Origin of the sequence: Amycolatopsis sp. A1MSW2902 (assembly GCF_017312175.1) — a bacterium.
Lineage (GTDB): Bacteria > Actinomycetota > Actinomycetes > Mycobacteriales > Pseudonocardiaceae > Amycolatopsis > Amycolatopsis nivea.
In genome coordinates this window covers 763,799-784,230 of sequence record NZ_QJPO01000001.1, presented here as the reverse complement: position 1 = coordinate 784,230, position 20,432 = coordinate 763,799, and the positions used below count along the sequence as shown (strand labels likewise).

General features: G+C 71.6%; 19 protein-coding genes. 17 read left to right on the top strand and 2 right to left on the bottom strand.

Going from position 1 to position 20,432, the window contains the following annotated elements; translation table 11 throughout:
• The first annotated feature begins 221 nt into the window (after nt 1–221).
• From DMP23_RS03645 to DMP23_RS03615, 7 genes are all read left to right on the top strand, one after another.
• Nucleotides 222–1,412, top strand: coding sequence for an A24 family peptidase (locus tag DMP23_RS03645; RefSeq protein WP_337820158.1), 1,191 nt, complete (start codon nt 222–224; stop codon nt 1,410–1,412).
• 49 nt (nt 1,413–1,461) lie between these two features.
• On the top strand, nt 1,462–2,649 hold the full coding sequence (aroC, locus tag DMP23_RS03640; RefSeq protein ID WP_037818955.1) for a chorismate synthase: 1,188 nt from the start codon (nt 1,462–1,464) through the stop codon (nt 2,647–2,649).
• Nucleotides 2,646–3,170, top strand: coding sequence for a shikimate kinase (locus tag DMP23_RS03635; RefSeq protein WP_205670102.1), 525 nt, complete (start codon nt 2,646–2,648; stop codon nt 3,168–3,170). Before aroC ends, DMP23_RS03635 begins: the two co-directional genes overlap by 4 nt.
• A gap of 248 nt (nt 3,171–3,418) precedes the next feature.
• Nucleotides 3,419–3,592: a hypothetical protein gene (locus tag DMP23_RS03630; RefSeq protein ID WP_337820157.1), complete on the top strand. Its 174-nt coding sequence runs from the start codon at nt 3,419–3,421 to the stop codon at nt 3,590–3,592.
• Nucleotides 3,593–3,600: 8 nt separating this feature from the next.
• Nucleotides 3,601–4,716, top strand: a complete 1,116-nt coding sequence (aroB, locus tag DMP23_RS03625; protein WP_037818953.1) for a 3-dehydroquinate synthase — start codon at nt 3,601–3,603, stop codon at nt 4,714–4,716.
• Nucleotides 4,713–5,144, top strand: a complete 432-nt coding sequence (gene aroQ, locus DMP23_RS03620) for a type II 3-dehydroquinate dehydratase (RefSeq protein ID WP_037818952.1) — start codon at nt 4,713–4,715, stop codon at nt 5,142–5,144. The genes aroB and aroQ overlap by 4 nt, the downstream gene beginning before the upstream one ends.
• Before the next feature lie 704 nt (nt 5,145–5,848).
• A complete protein-coding gene (locus DMP23_RS03615; protein WP_337824355.1) occupies nt 5,849–7,339 on the top strand; it encodes a beta-xylosidase in 1,491 nt (496 codons plus the stop codon).
• Here the strand turns inward: DMP23_RS03615 and DMP23_RS03610 are convergent.
• A complete protein-coding gene (locus DMP23_RS03610) occupies nt 7,263–7,880 on the bottom strand; it encodes a B-4DMT family transporter (protein WP_337820156.1) in 618 nt (205 codons plus the stop codon). The genes DMP23_RS03615 and DMP23_RS03610 overlap by 77 nt on opposite strands.
• 128 nt (nt 7,881–8,008) lie before the next feature.
• Between DMP23_RS03610 and DMP23_RS03605 the strand changes: the two genes are divergently transcribed.
• Genes DMP23_RS03605 through nusB form a run of 3 tightly spaced genes read left to right on the top strand, consistent with a single transcriptional unit; the run spans nt 8,009 to nt 10,165 of the window.
• Nucleotides 8,009–9,100, top strand: coding sequence for a M24 family metallopeptidase (locus tag DMP23_RS03605; protein WP_337820155.1), 1,092 nt, complete (start codon nt 8,009–8,011; stop codon nt 9,098–9,100).
• Nucleotides 9,101–9,143: 43 nt separating this feature from the next.
• Complete coding sequence (efp, locus tag DMP23_RS03600; protein ID WP_134666313.1) at nt 9,144–9,707, top strand: elongation factor P; 564 nt, start codon at nt 9,144–9,146, stop codon at nt 9,705–9,707.
• Nucleotides 9,707–10,165 carry a transcription antitermination factor NusB gene (gene nusB, locus DMP23_RS03595; RefSeq protein WP_037818946.1) on the top strand — a complete coding sequence of 153 codons (459 nt, stop codon included), beginning with the start codon at nt 9,707–9,709 and terminating at the stop codon, nt 10,163–10,165. Before efp ends, nusB begins: the two co-directional genes overlap by 1 nt.
• Before the next feature lie 840 nt (nt 10,166–11,005).
• On the opposite strand, the gene bldD is transcribed toward nusB, so the two are convergent.
• Nucleotides 11,006–11,494: a transcriptional regulator BldD gene (gene bldD / locus DMP23_RS03590; RefSeq protein WP_003096372.1), complete on the bottom strand. Its 489-nt coding sequence runs from the start codon at nt 11,492–11,494 to the stop codon at nt 11,006–11,008.
• Nucleotides 11,495–11,755: 261 nt separating this feature from the next.
• Between bldD and pyrR the strand changes: the two genes are divergently transcribed.
• From pyrR to pyrF, 7 genes are read left to right on the top strand one after another with little or no spacing between them, the layout of a single operon-like run.
• Nucleotides 11,756–12,352 (top strand): bifunctional pyr operon transcriptional regulator/uracil phosphoribosyltransferase PyrR, encoded by a 597-nt coding sequence (gene pyrR, locus DMP23_RS03585; protein WP_009075803.1) that lies wholly within the window; start codon nt 11,756–11,758, stop codon nt 12,350–12,352.
• On the top strand, nt 12,349–13,281 hold the full coding sequence (locus DMP23_RS03580; protein WP_037818941.1) for an aspartate carbamoyltransferase catalytic subunit: 933 nt from the start codon (nt 12,349–12,351) through the stop codon (nt 13,279–13,281). Before pyrR ends, DMP23_RS03580 begins: the two co-directional genes overlap by 4 nt.
• Nucleotides 13,278–14,564, top strand: coding sequence for a dihydroorotase (locus tag DMP23_RS03575; protein WP_238607444.1), 1,287 nt, complete (start codon nt 13,278–13,280; stop codon nt 14,562–14,564). The genes DMP23_RS03580 and DMP23_RS03575 overlap by 4 nt, the downstream gene beginning before the upstream one ends.
• A complete protein-coding gene (locus tag DMP23_RS03570) occupies nt 14,564–15,067 on the top strand; it encodes a PH-like domain-containing protein (RefSeq protein ID WP_134666309.1) in 504 nt (167 codons plus the stop codon). The genes DMP23_RS03575 and DMP23_RS03570 overlap by 1 nt, the downstream gene beginning before the upstream one ends.
• On the top strand, nt 15,064–16,191 hold the full coding sequence (gene carA / locus DMP23_RS03565) for a glutamine-hydrolyzing carbamoyl-phosphate synthase small subunit (RefSeq protein WP_337820154.1): 1,128 nt from the start codon (nt 15,064–15,066) through the stop codon (nt 16,189–16,191). The genes DMP23_RS03570 and carA overlap by 4 nt, the downstream gene beginning before the upstream one ends.
• Nucleotides 16,191–19,508: a carbamoyl-phosphate synthase large subunit gene (carB, locus tag DMP23_RS03560; protein WP_337820153.1), complete on the top strand. Its 3,318-nt coding sequence runs from the start codon at nt 16,191–16,193 to the stop codon at nt 19,506–19,508. Before carA ends, carB begins: the two co-directional genes overlap by 1 nt.
• A complete protein-coding gene (gene pyrF, locus DMP23_RS03555; RefSeq protein WP_337820152.1) occupies nt 19,505–20,347 on the top strand; it encodes an orotidine-5'-phosphate decarboxylase in 843 nt (280 codons plus the stop codon). Before carB ends, pyrF begins: the two co-directional genes overlap by 4 nt.
• Nucleotides 20,348–20,432: the final 85 nt, after the last annotated feature.

Genomic DNA, 20,432 nt, shown 5'->3' with positions numbered 1-20,432 from the left:
CCCCCGGCTGGGGCTTTTGCCCATGGGCTGATCTCGGCGGGGCTTTGGCTTGTCCCCTCCAGCTCATGCTTTTTCCGCCGCGTTCCTCGCCAAGGTTCTGGCTTCTTCCCCCAGCTGATTCTGCCTCTGTCGAGTGAACCTTCCGGCGTGTCGCGCACGAGGGGTCCCCTCGCGCAGTGGTTTGTTTGCCCTGGTCCAGGCGTTGGCGACAGGCTGGTCGCATGGTTTTGACAGCAGTGCTCGCAGCCGGGGCGGTGGTCCCCGTGCTGCTGGTGATGACGAAGAAAGCCGGTGCCCCAGTCTCCGCAGTGCTGGGCATCACCACCGCCGTGGCGGCAGTCGCCGTAGCCGCGTCCCGCGCCGACGCGGGCGCACTCCCGGCTTGGTGGCTCCCCGTGGCGTGGCTGGTCTCGGTACTCGGCGTACCCCTCGCGCTGGCTGACGCCCGGCACCGCCGTCTCCCGGACGTCCTGACCCTGCCCGCATACCCCGCTGTCGCCCTGACCCTCACCCTCGCCGCTCTGAGCGGCGGAGGCTGGCGCTTGGCCGCTGGCGCCCTCCTGGGCTGCCTGCTGTTCGGCGGAACACACCTGATCGTCCACCGACTGTCGGCGGGCGGCCTCGGCCCAGGGGACGTGAAACTGGCCGGGTCCTTCGGCGCTGTCCTAGGCGCAGTCGGCGGAATGGCCCCAGCGGTGGCGGCGGTTCTGGCGGCGCTGGTGAGCGTGGCGGCTTTCGTGCCGATGTGGCTGACACGCCGGATCCGTCAACTGCGCGGGTCCGCTCGACTGCCCGCGTTCGCTCCGCCCTTGTCCGCCATCAGTTCGACCGCGACCGCAGGAGGACTCCAGGAACCCGCCCCAACCCAGGTCGCTTCCGCGCCACCAGCGACTAACCCCACCCGCCGCGTCGGTCACCCACCGTCGGCGACCGACGTCCCCCTCGCGTCAACCGACTCAGCTCCGTCGCCGACGGCCGTTGCCCTCTCGCCGACCGACGTCGATCCCGTGCCGCTCGCTCCCGCTGCGCCGTCTGGTCCGGCCCCCACGCCAACCGGCACCGCCCTCCCGCCGAGGCCTGCCTCGTCCGCATCGTCGACCGGCCCCGCTACCGCGCCGTCTGCTCCAGCCCCCACGTCAACCGGCGTCGCCGTCCCGCCGAGGCCCGCCTCGTCCGCATCGCCGACCAGCCTCGCTTCCGCGCCGCCCGCTCCCGCTGCCGCGCCGCCTGCTTCAGCCCCCACGTCAACCGGTGCCACTCTCCCGCCGAGGCCCGCCCAATCCGCACCGCCGCCCGACCCCGCCCCCTCCCGAATCCGCGCCGGCCCCCTCCGCGTCCCCTACGGCCCGGGCTTGGTTCTGGCCACCTGGGCGTGCGCGGTCTTCCCAGCCGCTGGAACGGGCATCGCCTGAGGCCAGGGGCTCTGCCAGGCCGCCGGACGCGCCGTGACAGGATTGGCCGGTGCTGCGCTGGATCACCGCTGGAGAATCGCACGGACCCGCCCTCGCCGCTGTGCTCGAAGGGCTGCCTGCCGGGGTGGAGGTGACGACCTCGGACCTCTCCGCGCAGCTCGCGCGGCGCCGGCTCGGGTTCGGCCGCAGCCCCCGGATGGGCTTCGAGACCGACCAGGTCCAGTTCCTCGGCGGGGTCCGGCACGGGGTCACCCAGGGCGGCCCGATCGCCGTCCAGATCGAGAACGCCGAGTGGCCCAAGTGGGAAAAGGTCATGGCGACCGATCCGGTCGACGAGGCCGAGCTCGCCGGGCTCGCCCGCAACGAGCCGCTGACCCGGCCCCGCCCGGGGCACGCCGACCTGCCCGGCATGCAGAAGTACGGCTTCGACGAGGCCCGTCCCGTCCTGGAGCGCGCCAGCGCCCGCGAGACGGCCTCGCGGACCGCGCTCGGCACGGTCGCGCGGAACTTCCTGCGGCAGCTGCTCGGGGCCGAGGTTCTGAGCCACGTCGTCTCCATCGGCGGCGCGGACGCTCCCGACGGCCCGCTCCCGCAGCCGGGCGACCTCGCGGCGATCGACGAGAGCCCGGTGCGCGCGTTCTCGGCCGAGGGGACCGAGGCGATGGTTGCCGAGGTCGACGCGGTGCGGAAGGCGGGCGACACCGTCGGCGGCGTGATCGAGGTGATCGTCTACGGGCTGCCGCCGGGCCTCGGCTCGCACGTGCACTGGGACCGCCGTCTCGACGCGCGGCTCGCCGGCGCGCTCATGGGCGTGCAGGCGATGAAGGGCGTCGAGGTCGGCGACGGCTTCACCACCGCCCGCCGCTGGGGAAGCCAGGCGCACGACGAGATCGACCGCGGCACCGGACCGGTCGGCGTCACGCGCCGGTCGAACCGCGCGGGCGGGCTCGAAGGCGGCATCACCAACGGCGAACCGCTGCGGGTGCGCGTCGCGATGAAGCCGATCTCGACCGTGCCCAAGGCGCTGTCCACAGTGGACGTCCGGACCGGCGAGCCCGCCGTGGCGATCCACCAGCGTTCCGACGTGTGCGCAGTGCCGCGCGCGGGCGTGGTGCTGGAGTCGGTCGTGGCGCTGGTCGTCGCGGACGCGGCATTGGAGAAGTTCGGCGGCGACTCGCTGGCCGAGACCCGGCGCAACGCGCAGTCGTACTTGAAGGCGCTCGAGGAGCGCTGGTGAGCCCGCGCGCGGTCGTCATCGGACCGCCGGGCTCCGGCAAGAGCACGGTCGGCCCGCTGCTGGCCGCCGCGCTCGGCGTGTCCTTCCGCGACACCGACGACGACATCGTCGCCCGCGCCGGACGCGCCATCTCGGACATCTTCGCCGACGACGGCGAACCCGCCTTCCGCGCGCTCGAGGAGGAAGCGGTCGCCACCGCCCTCGCCGAGCACGACGGCGTCCTCTCCCTGGGCGGCGGAGCCCCGCTCACCCCCGGCACCCGCGCCCGGCTTCAGGACCACACGGTGGTCTTCCTGAACGTCGGGCTCGCCGCGGGCGTGCAGCGCACCGGGATGTCCAGCGCCCGCCCGCTGCTCGCCGGCATCAACCCGCGCGCCACCTTCAAAGCCCTGCTCGACCAACGGCTGCCGGTGTACCGCGAGGTGGCGACCGTCGAGATCGAGACCGACAAACGCACGCCAGAAGAGGTCGTCGCGGCCGCCGTCGCCGCCCTCGAACCCGACCGGGTCCGCGAACAGTGACCCGCCACCGGCCCGGACCCAGCCAGCGGAGCCAGCCCGGCCCCGCCTGGCTGACCGCGCCGAGCCAAGTGCGGTCCGCCATGTCGAGCCGAACCGGCTGGCCGGTTCGATGGCCGTGCCGGACAATCGGTCAGCGAGATCCGAGCGCGGCTGCCCGGTCGGCCGCGCCGAGCCGCGTTGTCGGAGTCCGGCCAGCGGGACTGCCCAGGCCGGTCAGCCACGCCGAACGGCGCGCCGCGGGCCGAGTCGTGCCGACCGGTTCGCCGGATCTGCTGGCCTCGGCCGTCCCCGGCGCGAACCAGCACCCCGCCGCGAACCAGCACCCCACCGCCAGCCACCCCGTCCGCACCAGCCTCGGCCGCACCCAGCCGATGCCGTTGAGTCACCACCCCGCCCAGGACCTCCCGGTCCGGGAGCAGTGAGGAGAACCGTGTCCGCCACCCCGCCCGTCCGGATCCGGGTCGCCACCGCGCAGCCGTACGACGTGCTCGTGGGGCGCGGCCTGCTCGGCGAACTCACCGAGCAGCTCGCCGACGCGTCGAAGGTCGCGCTGATCCACCCGCCGACGCTCACCGCCACCGCCGAGGCCGTTCGCGACGAGCTGGCCGCGGCCGGGCTCGACGCGCACCGCGTCGAGATTCCCGACGCGGAGGACGGCAAGGCGTTCTCGGTCGCCAGTTTCTGCTGGGAGGTGCTCGGCCGGATCGGGCTGGACCGGCGCGGCGTGGTCGTCGCGCTCGGCGGCGGGGCGGTCACCGACCTCGCCGGGTTCGTCGCGGGCACCTGGATGCGCGGCGTCCGGCTGGTGAACGTGCCGACGACGCTGCTCGGCATGGTCGACGCGGCGGTCGGCGGGAAGACCGGCATCAACACCGAAGCGGGCAAGAACCTCGTCGGCGTCTTCCACGAGCCCTCCGCCGTCCTGGTCGACCTCGCGACGCTGGAATCCTTGCCGCGCAACGAACTCGTCGCCGGGATGGCCGAGATCGTCAAGACCGGCTTCATCGCCGACCCGCGCATCCTCGAACTGATCGAGGCCGACCCGGAGCAGGCGCTCGACCCGGCCGGCGACGTGCTCGCCGAACTCGTCCGCCGCTCGATCCAGGTGAAGGCCGACGTCGTCGCGGCCGACCTGCGCGAGTCCGACCTGCGCGAAATCCTCAACTACGGCCACACCCTCGGCCACGCCATCGAACGCCGCGAGCGCTACCGCTGGCGCCACGGCGCGGCGGTCAGCGTCGGCCTGGTGTTCGCGGCGGAACTGGCCCGCCTCGCCGGACGCCTCGACGACGCCACCGCCGACCGCCACGCCTCGGTGCTCAAACTGATCGGCCTGCCCACCGCCTACGACCCGGACGCGCTGTCGCAGCTGCTGGAAACCATGAAAGGCGACAAGAAAACCCGCTCCGGTGTGCTGCGCTTCGTCGTCCTCGACGGGCTCGCCAAACCCGGCAGGCTGGAAGGCCCCGACCCGTCGCTGCTCGCCGCCGCGTACTCGGCGATCGCGGCCGAGCCCTCCGGAAACGGCGGGAGCGTGCTGCTGTGAAGACGTTCGTGTTCAACGGCCCCAACCTGGGCCGCCTCGGCAAACGCGAGCCGGACGTCTACGGCTCCACCACGCACGACGACCTCGCGCAGTTGTGCGTCTCGACTGGCCAGGAACTGGGCCTCGACGTCGAGGTGCGCCAGACCGACCACGAGGGCGAGCTGGTCGGCTGGCTGCACGAGGCCGCCGACGCGGGCGCGCCGGTCGTGCTGAACGCGGGCGCGTGGACCCACTACTCGATCGCCGTCCGCGACGCCGCCGCGCAGCTCACCGCGCCGCTGATCGAACTGCACATCAGCAACGTGCACAAACGCGAGGAATTCCGGCACCACAGCGTGCTTTCCGACATCGCGACCGGGGTGATCGTCGGCCTCGGCGTGGACGGTTACGGGCTCGCGTTGCGCTGGATTGCCGCGCACGCGTCCTGACTTCGCGGCGGGAGCTTCGGGACCGGCGTGATCGCTGGTTTGGGGCGGATGGTCACGGGCTCGCGTTGCGCTGGATTGCCGCGCACGCGTCCTGACTTCGCGGCGGGAGCTTCGGGACCGGCGTGATCGCTGGTTTGGGGCGGATGGTCACGGGCTCGCGTTGCGCTGGATTGCCGCGCACGCGTCCTGACCTCCCCGCGGAACCCCCGCAACCGGCGGGATCGCTGGTTTTGGGGCGGGTAGCCAAGGGCTCGCATTGAGCTGGATCGCGGTGCACACGTCCCGACCTCGCGGCGGGAGCTGTGACGAGGTGGTTTCGGGCGCACGGCGGGCTTTCGTGGATCGCGACCGGCGTGATCGCTGGCGTTGAGGCGGATGGTTGCGGGTTCGTGTTGCGCTGGATTGCCGCGCTCGTCCTGACACTGCGGCGGGGCGGTTCAGGCAGCAGAGCGGGCTTTCAGAGACCCCGCGCCCGCAACAACCGCCGGACTTGGCGCGGACAGCGCCATACCCCGCCCGACGCCAGGCAGCCACCCCCAGGCCAGCGGGCGAAAGACCTCCGCACCAGCCGAAAAGCAAGCCCCCGGTAAACCCGCCGTCTGACCGGCGGATGCGCGACGTGGTTCACCCATCCGGTGCCGCTGTCGCTACACTCGGCGATCATGCACCCGTTTCGTCGTGGGGGTCGGCGACCCGTGCGTCAGCTGCTCTCGCTGCTGATCGCCGGATCCCTCGTTTCCGGGTGCAGTCAGACGTTGGCGCAGCCGCAGGCCGAGGGCACCGGGCACGGCGGCATCGCGGGCGGGGCGCCGCAAACGCCGAAGGATCCGCCTCGGGCGGCGGACGTCGCGCTCGCCTCGGGGGCCAGCAGGCAGAGCGGCGGCGTCGTGGCGGCCGGGGCCGCGGACGCGTCCTACAACTACGGCCCCACCGTGATGGTCGAGAACGGCCGCACCCGGATCTGGTGGTGCAGCCAGTACAGCAGCGCCCCGCCGCCGGGGGACGACATCCTCTACGCCGAAGGTCCCTCGGCCGACGGACCCTTCACCGGGCCGGGTGGCGGCGCGCCCGCGGCGGTCCTGTCCGGCGCGCCCGGCAACTTCGACGGCATGCACACCTGCGATCCGTCCGTGCTGCGCGTCGGCGGCACCTACTTCATGTACTACACCGGCGCGGCGGGCGACCACGCGCTCGGCAACGCGATCGGCATGGCCACCAGCCCGGACGGCATCCACTGGACCCGTTCGAACGGCGGCAAACCGATTCTCGGCGCGTCCCACGACGTCCACCGCGCCAACGTCTACGGCGCCGGCCAGCCCTCGGTGGTCTTCCTCGACGGCTGGTACTACCTGATGTTCACCGACACCACCGGTCGCGCGGCGGGGTGGAACGGGGCGGGCCAGTTCGTGATCCGGGCGCACGACCCGGCGTTCCGCGAGGGCGTGGAAGCCTTGGGGGAGAAGGGATTCGAGCCCACCGCGACCACCGCCGCGCCGCGGACCCGTTCGGTGGTCGATGCGTTCAGCGTGGACCTCGAGTGGGTCGGCGCGCTCGACGCCTTCGCCATCGCGCACGAAACCGCGGACGGCACCACGATCACCTTCTGGGACCGCGATTTCACGATGCAGCCGTACAAACCGGTCGTGATCCCGGGCGCGTGGAAGGAAGGCCCCGGCCTCGTCCGCCGTCCCGACGGGCACGCGCCGACGTCGCTCAGCGACCCGTGCGACCTGGTTTCGCTGGACGTCGTGCGCGCCACCGAGATCGGCCCGTCGGGCGCGCCGACCGGGCTGAAGCACTTCGGGCTCGACGTGAAAGGCGCGGGCGGCTGCTCGACCCCGGCGCGCAGCACGGCGACCTTCGACGGCGTCGCGATGCCTTCGCCGGACCGCATGATCGACCTCTACCGCCGCGGCGAGCGGATCCGGATCGACCGGCGTTCAGTCGCCGAGGTGCTCGCCGGGGAACTGGTGAACCGGCCGTTGCCGCAGGTGCCGGAGGTGCCGGTGAAAACCCGCCTGCGTTCGGGGGCGACCGTCGTGCACGCGTACGGCCGCGGCTACGGCATGGTGCTCGACGGGCAGCTTTACGGCCTGCCGGACACGACGATCGTGTCGCTCAACGGTTCCGGGGTGCAGGAGATCGACCCGCAACAGTGGGACGGCGCCGCGCGCGGTTTGCCGCTTGGCGGCTGACCGGAGAAGGCTTCGGCTTCTCGGCCGGCGGCTTCTCCTCCCGAGGGGCCGGGCTCGGCGGGAGTTCGAGTTCGCCGGAACGGCTGCCGGTGCCGTCTTCGTCCTCGTCGTCGGGCTCCGGCTCGGCGTCGGCATCGGCATCCTCGGCCGGCCGCCGGATCCGGCCGCCGACGAACAATCCCAGCCCGGCGGGCACCAGCACCAGCAGCGCGGAGAACGCCGCCCCGCCGGTGAGCGCGGCTCCCAGTTCGGAAACCCCGGTCTGGTCGACGAAAATCGCCCGCCCGATCACGTACAGGATGCCTGAGCACACGCCCGCGACCAGGGAGGCGATGAACCACGCGCGCCCTCTGTCGCGCAGGCCGCGCCAGCCGTCGATCGCGCTCCACAACGCCGCAACGCCGACCAGCACGGCGATGGCGAGCGACGTGAACAGCGTCTGGCCGGTCGGGTGGAACACGGACCACTTGGCGAGCAGCGTCATCGCGGCGGCGTGCACGACCGCCATGACCAGCCCGCGCGTCAACCAGGCACCCAGCATGGACGGAGTGTAGGCGCGCCGAAGTTAACCGCCAGTAGGCCGTCCTCCCCGCCGCGCCGGAACCGTGCCGCAAGCGCGCTGAAACCGTGCCCGAACAGGGTCCGGAAGCCGCTGGTTAAGCTGGTCGCGTGCCGGAAATCCACGCTCGCCGCCGCGCCGCGCTCGCCGCCCTGCTCCACGAGAACGGGGTCGACGCGCTGCTGGTCACCGATCTGCTCAACATCCGCTACCTGACCGGGTTCACCGGGTCGAACGCCGCGCTGCTGCTGCACGCGGCAGGCGACGCGAAGACCCTGTTCTGCACCGACGGGCGCTACACGACCCAGTCGGAGTCGGAGGTGCCCGACCTGGAGCGCGTGCTCGACCGCGCCAGCGCCCGCGCGCTCGCGGTGCACGCCGCGGAGCAGGGCTACGGCCGGACCGGGTTCGAGAGCCAGCACGTGAGCGTCGAGGAGCACGAGAACCTCAAGGTGCGCTTCGACCGGGTCGAGCTGGTCCGCACGCCGGGCCTGGTCGAGCAGCTGCGAGTGGTCAAGGACGAGGTCGAGGTCGCTGCCCTGCGCGCCGCGTGCGCCGCCGCCGACCGCGCGCTCGCCGCCCTGATCGAGGCCGGGGGAGTGCGGCCGGGCCGGACCGAGCTGGAAGTGGCCCGCGACCTGGAGAACCGGATGCTGGAGCACGGTTCGTCCGGGATCTCCTTCGAATCCATCGTCGCCGCCGGGCCGAACTCGGCGATTCCGCACCACCGCCCGACCGGGGCCGAACTGAGCCGCGGCGACTTCGTGAAATTCGACTTCGGCGCCACCGTCGACGGCTACCACTCGGACATGACCCGCATGGTCGTCATCGGCGAACCCGCGGACTGGCAGCGCGAGATCTACGACCTGGTGCACCGCGCGCAGGCGGCGGGCTGCGAGGCGGTCCGGCCCGGCGCTGTGGTGTCCGAAGTGGACGCCGCGGCCCGCTCGGTGGTCGCCGACGCGGGGTACGGCGAGCAGTTCGCGCACGGTCTCGGGCACGGCGTCGGGCTGGAAGTGCATGAGGCACCGAGTCTCGCCGCGGCGGGCGTCGGTACACTGTCCGCCGGTATGGCGGTCACCGTCGAGCCCGGCGTGTACCTCGCGGGGCGCGGTGGCGTGCGCATCGAGGACACGCTCGTCGTGCGGGACTCCGGACCCGAACTCCTCACCCTGAGCACCAAGGACCTCGTGGCCGTCTGACGGCCGCGGCCGAAGAGATCGAACACAGGAGACCTGAAGACTCGTGGCCACCACCAACGACCTGAAGAACGGACTCGTCCTCAAGCTGGACGGCCAGCTGTGGAGCGTCACCGCGTTCCAGCACGTCAAGCCGGGCAAGGGCGGTGCGTTCGTGCGCACCACGCTCAAGCACGTGCTGACCGGCAAGGTCGTCGACAAGACCTTCAACGCGGGCACGAAGGTCGAGACGGCCACGGTGGACCGCCGGAACATGACGTACCTGTACAAGGACGGCGCGGACTTCGTCTTCATGGACGGCGACACCTACGACCAGATCACCGTGCCCGCCGAGACCGTCGGCGACAACGCGAACTACATGCTCGAGAACACCGAGGTCCAGGTCGCGGTGCACGAGAGCGAGCCGCTGTACGTCGAGCTGCCGACCTCGGTCGAGCTGGTCGTCCAGCACACCGACCCGGGCCTGCAGGGCGACCGCTCCACCGGCGGCACCAAGCCGGCGACGCTCGAGACCGGCGCGGAGATCCAGGTCCCGCTGTTCCTCACGACCGGCGAGAAGATCAAGGTCGACACCCGCGACGGCCGTTACCTCGGCCGCGTCTCCAGCTGATGGCGGACAAGCTTCCCCCGCACCCGAACCGCGGCGGCGCGATCAGCAGGCGGCAGGCGCGCCGGCGCGCGGTCGAGATGCTGTACGAGGCCGCCCAGCGGTCCGCCGACGCGGTCACGCTGCTGGCCGACCGGGTCGGCGCGGTCGAGGTCGACCCGGTCGCGGACTACACGATCACCGTCGTGGAGGGCGTCACGGCCCACCGCGAGCGGATCGACGAACTTCTCGCGGAGCACTCGCAGGGCTGGACCCTCGAGCGGATGCCGCCGGTGGACTTGGCGGTCCTGCGCGTCGGCGTGTACGAGATGCTGTGGTCGGGCGACGTCCCGGACGCGGTCGCGATCGACGAAGCGGTCGGCCTCGCGAAGGAACTTTCGACGGACGACTCGCCGCGGTTCATCAACGGCGTCCTCGGCCGCATCGGCACGATCGCCGACCGGCTGCGCGCGGTCCTGTAGCCCTCGCGGCTCGGTAGTCGGAGGTAACCCGGCTGGGGGAAAGCGGCCACCTGATTGGCCGCTGCCTGATCGGGTCACCGCCAGACCGCGGCGGTCGGCGCGAGGGGCGTCCGGGAGAAAATTGATCACCGAGCGGAATCAGAACCGGTCGGCGGGCGCCCTTCGCGGCAGCAGAATCCGGGCGGGCGCGCGGCGAGCCGGGGCGGCGGTCTTCCGGATTCGCTGCGGTGAGTGAGCAACCCGCCGGAGCGGCGACGCGGCATGCTGCCGGGGAAACCGCGACGGGGCAACGGTTTCCAGGCGGGGGAGAGAAACCGCTGCCCGGAGCAGGAATGTCGCGGGCGGGAAAGCAGCGGGACCGGATAGCCGCCGATGCCGGGAGAGCGTGCCTGGGGCGGAAAACCGGTCGCGAGCGGGCGAAATGCTCAGCGCGGAATTACCTCACTGCTTGGTCTCGGCGATTCAGGTTCGCGACGGCGGGCAAGCGATCGGCGCGAAACCGCAAGCCAGGCAAGGGAATCCGCTCGGGCGTCCAACACTCGGAGCTGGGGAGCGGCCGCGAGGAAAAGTCCTGGGCGGCGCTGCGGTGCGAAGCGGAAATGCGCCGGAATCCGGAACGAATCCGGGTTCTCAACACGGAAAACGTGGGCACTTACGGCGTTCGCCGAAGTGCGGAACACAGCAGGTCAACGGTCGCGGGCACCCCGGATCGCCCGAGGCCGGGCCGGACAGCGCGGAACCGCGGCGGTCGGAGCCTCACCCGAAGCGCGGCGGGCGTTCCCGGTTCCCCGGGTGCGGGAAGCCCGCCGCGTCGTGCACGGCCGTTGCCGCCATCAGTGCTCAGTCCTCTTTGGACGGGCGGGCTTCCGGCGGGAGGACGCCCCAGTCGATGAGCTGCTCGGTCAGCTCGCCGGGGGTCATGTCGTAGATGATGGCGAGCGAGCGCAGGTCCTCGGTGCGGATGGAGAGCACCTTGCCGTTGTAGTCGCCGCGCTGGCTCTGGATCGTCGCCGCGTACCGGGCGAGCGGGCCGACCTTCTCCGCGGGGAGCTGCTGGAGCCGCTCCAGGTTGATCACGATCTTCGTGGCGGGCTCGGCTCCCGAGGGGACCCGGCCCTCCGGCAGCAGTTCGACCACCGGCACGCCGTAGAAGTCCGCCAGCTCGGCCAGCTTCTGGACGGTGACCGCCCGGTCGCCGCGCTCGTACGAGCCGACCACGACGGCCTTCCAGCGTCCGCCGGACTTCTGCTCGACCCCGTGCAGGGACAGGCCTTGCTGCTGGCGGATCCCGCGGAGCTTGGCCCCGAGCGCCTTGGCGTAATCGCCCATCTGGTGGTTCTCCGTTTCATCGCCCCTGCCCGGCCGGGAGGACCGGAGCCGGGGACTCCTCGAGTCGAATACTCAGAGTAATGGTTACGCATAGTTGTCACCAGGTCAAGCAGAAGGTCGGTCCGCGCAGGTGGCGGCCGTGCGCGTACCACCCGGAAGACTGATTGACCGGTCCTGCTACTGTCGGTGCGGTTTCCGGCAGCAGCCGGTTGCCGACGTCCTTTAAGGACCCGTCCAGAGAGGCGGGGAAGGAGGTCCGCCTTGTCGTCACGTCCGCGTGGCGCGGCGGAGCCGGCGGGAGAGCGCGAGCTGCTTTCTGCCGGCGATGTCGCGCGCACGATCGCGAGGATGGCCCACCAGGTCATCGAGAAGACCGCTCTCGGAGCCGGTCCGCCTGAGCAGTACCCGGTGCTGCTCGGCATCCCCACCCGCGGCACTCCGCTCGCCGCGCGCCTCGCCGGGAAGATCGGCGAGTTCGCCGGGGCCGAGCCGCCGCACGGCGCCCTCGACGTCACCCTCTACCGCGACGATCTCCGCCGCCGTCCGCCGCGCGCGCTCGAGCAGACGCAGCTGCCGCCGGGCGGGATCGACAACCGGGTCGTCATCCTCGTCGACGACGTCCTGTTCTCCGGCCGCACCATCCGCGCCGCCCTCGACGCCCTGCGCGACCACGGCCGCCCGCGTGCCGTCCAGCTCGCCGTGCTCGTCGACCGCGGCCACCGCGAGCTGCCGATCCGCGCCGACTACGTCGGCAAGAACGTGCCCACCGCGCGCGCCGAAGGCGTCTCCGTGCTGCTGTCCGAAACCGACGGCCGGGACGCGGTGCTGCTGCGCGCGCCGGAAGGAGAAACCCGGTGAAGCACCTGCTCGCCACCGACGGGCTCGACGCGGACACCGCGACCGCCGTGCTCGACACCGCCGACGAGCTGAAGCACACGCTGCTCGGCCGCGAGGTCAAGAAGCTGCCGACGCTGCGCGGCCGCACCGTGATCACGCTGTTCTACGAAAACTCGACGCGCACGCGGGTGTCGTTCGAGATCGCCGGGAAGTGGATGAGCGCGGACGTGATCAACGTCTCGGCGTCCAGTTCCTCGGTGAACAAGGGCGAATCGCTGCGGGACACCGCGCTCACACTGGCCGCCGCGGGCGCCGACTGCGTGATCATCCGGCACCCCGCCTCGGGGGCCGCGCACCGGCTGTCGGGCTGGCTCGCCGGCCCGGGCACCGCGGTGGTCAACGCGGGCGACGGCATGCACGAGCACCCCACCCAGGCGCTGCTGGACGCGGCGACGCTGCGCGAACGTCTCGGTTCCCTGAAGGACCGGCGGATCGCGATCGTCGGCGACGTCCTGCACAGCCGGGTCGCGCGCTCGAACATCCACCTGCTCAGCACCCTCGGCGCGGAGGTGGTGCTCGTCGCGCCGCCGACGCTGCTGCCGGTCGGCGTCGAAAAGCTGCCGGTCACCGTGTCGCACGACCTCGACGCCGAACTGCCCGCGGTCGACGCGGTGATGATGCTGCGCGTCCAAGCGGAACGGATGCACGGCGGGTTCTTCCCGTCCGCGCGCGAGTATTCGATCTCCTATGGGCTTTCCGAGCGCCGCCAGGCGCTGCTGCCGGACCACGCCGTCGTGCTGCACCCCGGCCCGATGCTGCGCGGCATGGAGATCGCCTCCGCGGTCGCGGATTCCCCCTCCTCAGCCATTACCGAACAGGTCCGCAACGGCGTCCACGTGCGCATGGCGGTCCTCTACCACCTGCTGGCCAGTGAAGGAGCTGCCGCGTGAGCATCGTGATCAAGGGTGCCCGCCCGTACGGCGAGGGCGAGCCGGTGGACGTCCTGGTCGAGGACGGCGTGATCGCCGCGATCGGCGAGGTGGACGTTCCCGAGGGCGCCGAGGTGCTCGACGCCGAGGGCCAGGTCCTGCTGCCCGGATTCGTCGACCTGCACACGCACCTGCGCGAGCCGGGGCGCGAAGACACCGAGACCATCGACAGCGGATCCGCCGCGGCCGCGCTCGGCGGCTACACCGCCGTGTTCGCCATGGCCAACACCGATCCGGTCGCCGACAACGCGCTCGTCACCGACCACGTGTGGCGGCGCGGGCAGGAGGTCGGCCTGGTCGACGTCCACCCGGTCGGCGCGGTCACCGTCGGGCTCAAGGGCGAGAAGCTCGCCGAACTGGGCACGATGGCCAAGGGCACCGCGGCGGTGCGGGTCTTCTCCGACGACGGCGTGTGCGTCGCGGACCCGCTGCTGATGCGCCGCGCGCTGGAGTACTCGACCGCGCTCGACGCGGTGATCGCCCAGCACGCCGAAGAACCGCGGCTCACCGTCGGCGCGCAGGCGCACGAGGGCGAGCAGGCGTCGCGGCTGGGCTACGCGGGCTGGCCGGCTTCGGCGGAGGAATCGATCGTCGCGCGCGACTGCCTGCTGGCGCTGCACGCGAACGCGCGGCTGCACGTCTGCCACGTCTCCACCGCGGGCACGGTCGACGTCCTGCGCTGGGCGAAGGAACGCGGCACGAAGGTGTCGGCCGAGGTCACGCCGCACCACCTGCTGCTGACCGACGACCGGCTGGAGACCTACGACCCGGTCAACAAGGTCAACCCGCCGCTGCGCACCGGCGGCGACGCGGAGAAGCTGCGCGCCGCGCTGGCCGAGGGCGTCGTGGACTGCGTCGCCACCGACCACGCGCCGCACGCGGTGCAGGACAAGGACACCGAGTGGGCCGCGGCCCGGCCCGGCATGCTCGGCCTGCAGACCGCGCTGTCGGTGGTCGTCGAGACGATGGTCAAGACCGGCCTGCTCGACTGGCGCGGCGTCGCCCGCGTGATGAGCGAGCGGCCCGCGGAGATCGGGAACCTGTCCGGGCACGGCCGTCCGATCGAAGCGGGCGAACCGGCGAACCTGACGCTGGTCGACCCGGACGCCGAATGGACCGTGCGCGGGGCCGAACTGGCCAGCATCGCGGCCAACACCCCGTACGAGGGAATGCGGTTGCCCGGCGTGGTGACGGCGACCCTGCTGCGCGGGCGGATCACCGCGCGCGAGGGGAAGATCTGCTGATGGAGCGGTTGCTGCTGACTCTGGGGATCGTCGCGTTCTTCCTGCTGTGCCTGTGGGGCATGTGGATGGGCTGGCGGCGCAAGGCGCGTTCGCAGAGCGCGCGGATCGCCCCGTTCCCGGAAATCCCGGCCGACCCCGGCGAATTCCAGTTGGAATCGACGGGCGTGTACGTGGGCACCACGACCGCGGGCAACTGGCAGGACCGCATCGTCACGCGCGGCGCGGGCCCGCGGTCCGGCGCGGTCTGGCGGCTGCACCCGGACGGGGTGGCCGTGGAACGCGGCGGGCTCCCGGACTTCTGGATCCCGCGCGCCTCGATCACCGGGATCCGCCGCGACTCCCGGCTCGCCGGGAAGGTCACCGGCACCGACGTGCTGCTGGTGATCACCTGGCAGCTCGGTGACGTCGCGCTGGACACCGGGTTCCGCGGCGACGATCTCGACGACTATCCATTGTGGATCAACGAACTTTCCGATCACGACATCAAGGGAGGTGCCCAGTGAGCACCGGCACTCGCGGCCCCGCCGCCCTGGTTCTCGAAGACGGCCGGGTGTTCCGCGGCGCGGCATACGGCGCGCGCGGGCGGACCCTGGGCGAGGCGGTGTTCTGCACCGGCATGACGGGCTACCAGGAAACGCTGACCGATCCGTCCTACCACCGGCAGATCGTGGTGCAGACCGCGCCGCAGATCGGCAACACGGGCTGGAACGACGAGGACGACGAATCGGCCCGGATCTGGGTTTCCGGTTACGTGGTGCGGGATCCCGCGCGCACGCCGTCGAACTGGCGGGCGAAGCGCACGCTGGACGACGAGCTGGTCCGCCAGGGCGTGGTCGGGATTTCCGAAGTGGATACCCGGACGCTGACGCGGCATCTGCGCGAGCAGGGCGCGATGCGCGCGGGCGTGTTCTCCGGCGACGCGCTGGGCAGCGACGAGCAGATGGTCGCGGAGGTCCTGGCGAGCCCCCCGATGAAGGGCGCGGACCTCGCGGGCGAGGTCTCCACGGACAAGCCGTATGTCGTTGAAGCGCAAGGCGAACGCCGGTTCCGGGTCGCGGCGCTGGACCTGGGGATCAAGTCGAACACGCCGCGGCTGATGACGCAGCGGGGCATCGAGGTGCACGTGCTGCCGTCGAGCACGAGCGCGGAGGAACTGCTGGCGCTGGAGCCGGACGGGGTGTTCCTGTCCAACGGCCCGGGCGACCCGGCGACGACCGCGCACGCGACGGCGTTGACGAAAACCGTTCTGGAGCAGCGGATTCCGCTGTTCGGGATTTGTTTCGGCAACCAGATCCTCGGCCGCGCCTTGGGTTTGGGCACCTACAAGATGCGCTACGGCCACCGGGGCATCAACATCCCGGTGATCGACGTGGCGACCGGCCGGGTCGCGATCACCGCGCAGAACCACGGTTTCGCCCTCGAAGGCGAGCCGGGCCAGCGCTTCGATTCCCCTTACGGGGCCGCGCAGATCAGCCACTACTGCCCGAACGACGACACGGTCGAGGGCGTGCGCGCGTTCGACGTGCCCGCGTTTTCCGTGCAGTACCACCCCGAAGCGGCCGCGGGTCCGCACGACGCCGCGCCCCTGTTCGATGAATTCGTTGAGTTGATGGAGAAGAAGGCCTGATGCCGAAGAGGACGGACATCCAGCACGTGCTGGTGATCGGCTCCGGGCCGATCGTGATCGGGCAGGCGGCCGAGTTCGACTACTCGGGCACGCAGGCCTGCCGGGTGCTGCGGGCCGAGGGCCTGCGGGTGTCGCTGGTGAACTCGAACCCGGCGACGATCATGACGGATCCGGAGTTCGCGGACGCGACCTACATCGAGCCGGTGACGCCGGACTTCGTGGAGAAGGTCATCGCGGCGGAGCGCCCGGACGCGCTGCTGGCGACGCTGGGCGGGCAGACCGCGCTGAACTGCGCGGTCGCCCTGCACGAGCGCGGCGTGCTGGAGAAGTACGGCGTGGAGCTGATCGGCGCGGACATCGACGCGATCCAGCGGGGCGAGGACCGGCAGAAGTTCAAGGACATCGTGCGCACGGTCGGCGCGGACGTGCCGCGCAGCCGGGTGTGCCACGACATGGACGAGGTTCGTTCCACGGTCGAGGAACTCGGGCTGCCGGTGGTCATCCGGCCGTCGTTCACGATGGGCGGCCTCGGCTCGGGCATGGCGCACACGCCCGAAGACCTGGAGCGGCTGGCGTCGACCGGGCTCACGGAGTCCCCGGTGACCGAGGTGCTGATCGAGGAGAGCGTGCTCGGCTGGAAGGAGTACGAGCTCGAGCTGATGCGCGACAAGCACGACAACGTGGTGGTCGTGTGCTCGATCGAGAACGTGGACGCGATGGGCGTGCACACCGGCGACTCGGTCACCGTCGCGCCGACGATGACGCTGACCGACCGCGAGTACCAGGTGATGCGGGACGTCGGGATCGCGGTGCTGCGCGAGGTCGGCGTGGACACCGGCGGCTGCAACATCCAGTTCGCGTTCAACCCGGACGACGGCCGGATGGTCGTGATCGAGATGAACCCGCGCGTGTCCCGTTCGTCCGCGCTGGCGTCGAAGGCGACGGGTTTCCCGATCGCGAAGATCGCGGCGAAGCTGGCGATCGGCTACACCCTCGACGAGATCCGCAACGACATCACCGGCGAGACCCCGGCGTCGTTCGAGCCCGCGCTGGACTACGTGGTGGTGAAGGTCCCGCGGTTCGCGTTCGAGAAGTTCCCCGGCGCGGACCCGACGCTGACCACGACCATGAAGTCGGTCGGCGAGGCGATGTCGTTCGGCCGCAGCTTCCCCGAAGCCCTCGGGAAGGCGATGCGGTCGATCGAGACCAAGGCGACCGGGTTCTGGACCCAGCCCGACCCCGAGGGCGCGACGGTCGAGTCCACGCTGGACTCGCTGCGCACCCCGCACGAAGGCCGTCTCTACGAGGTGGAGCTGGCGCTGCGCCTCGGCGCGACCGTCGAGCAGGTGCACGAGGCGTCGGGGATCGACCCGTGGTTCATCGACCAGATCGCCCTCATCGGCGAGGTCGGCGCTGAGGTCCGCGACGCACCGGTGCTGGACGGCGACCTGCTGCGGCGGGCGAAGCGCACCGGCCTGTCCGACCGCCAGATCGCCGCGCTGCGGCCGGAGCTGGCGGGCGAGGACGGCGTGCGGGCGCTGCGGCACCGGCTGGGGGTGCGGCCGGTGTTCAAGACGGTCGACACCTGCGCGGCGGAGTTCGCGGCGAAGACCCCGTACCACTACTCGGCCTACGAGACCGACCCCGCCGCAACCTCCGAGGTCGCGGTCCAGTCGGACAAGCCGAAGGTGCTGATCCTCGGCTCCGGGCCGAACCGGATCGGGCAGGGCATCGAGTTCGACTACTCCTGCGTGCACGCGGCGATCGCGTTGCGCGAGGCCGGGTTCGAGGCCGTGATGGTCAACTGCAACCCGGAAACCGTGTCCACCGACTACGACACCAGCGACCGGCTGTACTTCGAGCCGCTGTCGTTCGAGGACGTGCTGGAGGTCGTGCACGCCGAGCAGCAGTCCGGCACGGTCGCCGGCGTGATCGTGCAGCTGGGCGGGCAGACCCCGCTCGGGCTCGCGCAGCGCCTCGCCGACGCCGGGGTGCCGGTGGTCGGGACGCCGCCGGAGGCGATCGACCTGGCCGAGGACCGCGGCGCGTTCGGCGAGGTCCTCACCGCCGCCGGGCTGCCCGCGCCGAAGTACGGGACGGCGACCTCGTTCGAGGGCGCGAAGCGGATCGCCGACGAGATCGGCTACCCGGTCCTGGTCCGCCCGTCCTACGTGCTGGGCGGGCGCGGCATGGAGATCGTCTACGACGAGGAGTCCCTGGCCGGCTACATCCGCCGCGCGACCGAGGTCACCCCGGAGCACCCGGTGCTGGTCGACCGGTTCCTCGACGACGCGATCGAGATCGACGTCGACGCGCTGTTCGACGGCGAGGACCTCTACCTCGGCGGCGTGATGGAGCACATCGAGGAAGCCGGGATCCACTCCGGCGACTCCTCCTGCGCGCTGCCGCCGATCACCCTCGGCGCGCAGGACCTCGACGCGGTCCGCCGCTCCACCGAGGCCATCGCGCGCGGCGTCGGCGTCCGCGGTCTGCTCAACGTGCAGTACGCGCTCAAGGACGACGTGCTGTACGTCCTGGAGGCGAACCCGCGTGCCTCGCGCACCGTCCCGTTCGTGTCCAAGGCCACCGCCGTCCCGCTGGCGAAGGCCGCGGCGCTGGTGATGACCGGCTCGACGATCAAGGACCTGCGCGCCAGCGGAGTCCTGCCCGCCGAGGGCGACGGCGGCCGGATGCCCGCCGACTCCCCGGTCGCGGTCAAGGAAGCCGTGCTGCCCTTCCACCGGTTCCGCACGCCGGAAGGACACGGCGTCGACTCCCTGCTCGGCCCGGAAATGAAATCCACCGGCGAAGTCATGGGCGTCGACACCTCCTTCGGGAAAGCATTCGCGAAATCGCAAAGCGGCGCCTACGGATCGCTGCCCACCTCGGGCCGGGTATTCGTCTCCGTCGCCAACCGCGACAAGCGTTCGCTGGTCTTCCCGGTGAAGCGGCTGGCCGATCTCGGCTTCGAGATCCTCGCCACCTCCGGCACCGCGGAAGTGTTGCGGCGCAACGGAGTTGCCTGTTCGGTGGTGCGCAAGCACTCCGAGCCAGACCCGGGCACCAGCGAGCCGAACATCGTCGACGTGATCCTCGCCGGCGACGTCAACATGGTGATCAACACGCCGTACGGAAACAGCGGACCGCGCGTGGACGGTTACGAAATCCGGACTGCCGCGGTGTCGCGCGACATTCCGTGCGTCACCACGGTGCAGGGTGCCGCGGCGGCCGTGCACGGCATCGAAGCGCTTATCCGCGGCGACATCGGCGTGCGCAGCCTGCAGGACCTCCAGGCGGCGCTGAAGGCGACGTCGTGACCGCGCGATTCGGGGCGCGGCTCGCCGAAGCGGTGGCCGCGCGCGGGTCGCTGTGCGCCGGGATCGACCCGCATCCGGGCCTGATCGAGGCGTGGGGCTTGCCGCTCGACGCGAGCGGGCTCGAACGCTTCGCGCTCAGCGCCGCGGAGGTGCTGGGCGAGGTGGCGGCGATCGTGAAGCCGCAGTCGGCGTTCTTCGAGGCGTTCGGGCCCGCCGGGGTGGCGGTGCTCGAACGCGTCGTGGACGTCGCTCACGACGCCGGAGCGCTCGTCCTGCTGGACGTGAAGCGCGGTGACATCGGCTCGACCATGGCGGCCTACACGGCGGCGTACGTGGCCGAAAAGGCGGCTTTCACCGCCGACGCGGCCACGGTGTCGCCGTACCTCGGCTTCGGCGCGCTCGACGCGGCTGTCGTGGCGGCGCGCGAAGCGGGCAACGGGCTCTTCGTGCTCGCGCGCACGTCCAACCCGGAAGCGGACGCGTTGCAGCGCGCGCGGCTCGAAGACGGCCGTACGGTCGCTCAGAGCGTCGTAGACGCTGCGGCGGACCACAACGCAGGTGCTGAGCCGTACGGCGACGTCGGCGTGGTCGTAGGGGCCACTGTGGCTCCTGGGGAAGTCGACCTGAGCCGGCTCAACGGACCGGTGCTCGCGCCCGGTTTCGGGGCGCAGGGGGCAACCGAGGCGGATTTGCGGGCAGTCTTCGGGGAAGGCCTCCCTGGCCTGCTCCCGGCGTCTTCGCGCGACCTGCTGCGGCACGGCCCGGACCCGGCGGCGTTACGCCGTGCGGCCCAAGAGGTGAACGGCCGGTTGGCGGGACTGCGCGGAAAAGGCCAATAGCAGGCCCCGGAATCGCGCTCCACCAGCCACCCCCGCATTGTGGCCCCTGCTCAGGGGTGGGTACCGTCGCGTCACCCACCCAGAT

Bases quoted from the DNA above. Each gene is read 5' to 3' on its own strand.
- DMP23_RS03645 (WP_337820158.1), top strand. From the start codon at position 222: ATGGTTTTGACAGCAGTGCTCGCAGCCGGGGCGGTGGTCCCCGTGCTG.
- DMP23_RS03610 (WP_337820156.1), bottom strand. From the start codon at position 7,880: ATGCTGGGTGCCTGGTTGACGCGCGGGCTGGTCATGGCGGTCGTGCAC.
- nusB (WP_037818946.1), top strand. From the start codon at position 9,707: ATGGCGGACAAGCTTCCCCCGCACCCGAACCGCGGCGGCGCGATCAGC.
- bldD (WP_003096372.1), bottom strand. From the start codon at position 11,494: ATGGGCGATTACGCCAAGGCGCTCGGGGCCAAGCTCCGCGGGATCCGC.
- DMP23_RS03570 (WP_134666309.1), top strand. From the start codon at position 14,564: ATGGAGCGGTTGCTGCTGACTCTGGGGATCGTCGCGTTCTTCCTGCTG.
- carB (WP_337820153.1), top strand. From the start codon at position 16,191: ATGCCGAAGAGGACGGACATCCAGCACGTGCTGGTGATCGGCTCCGGG.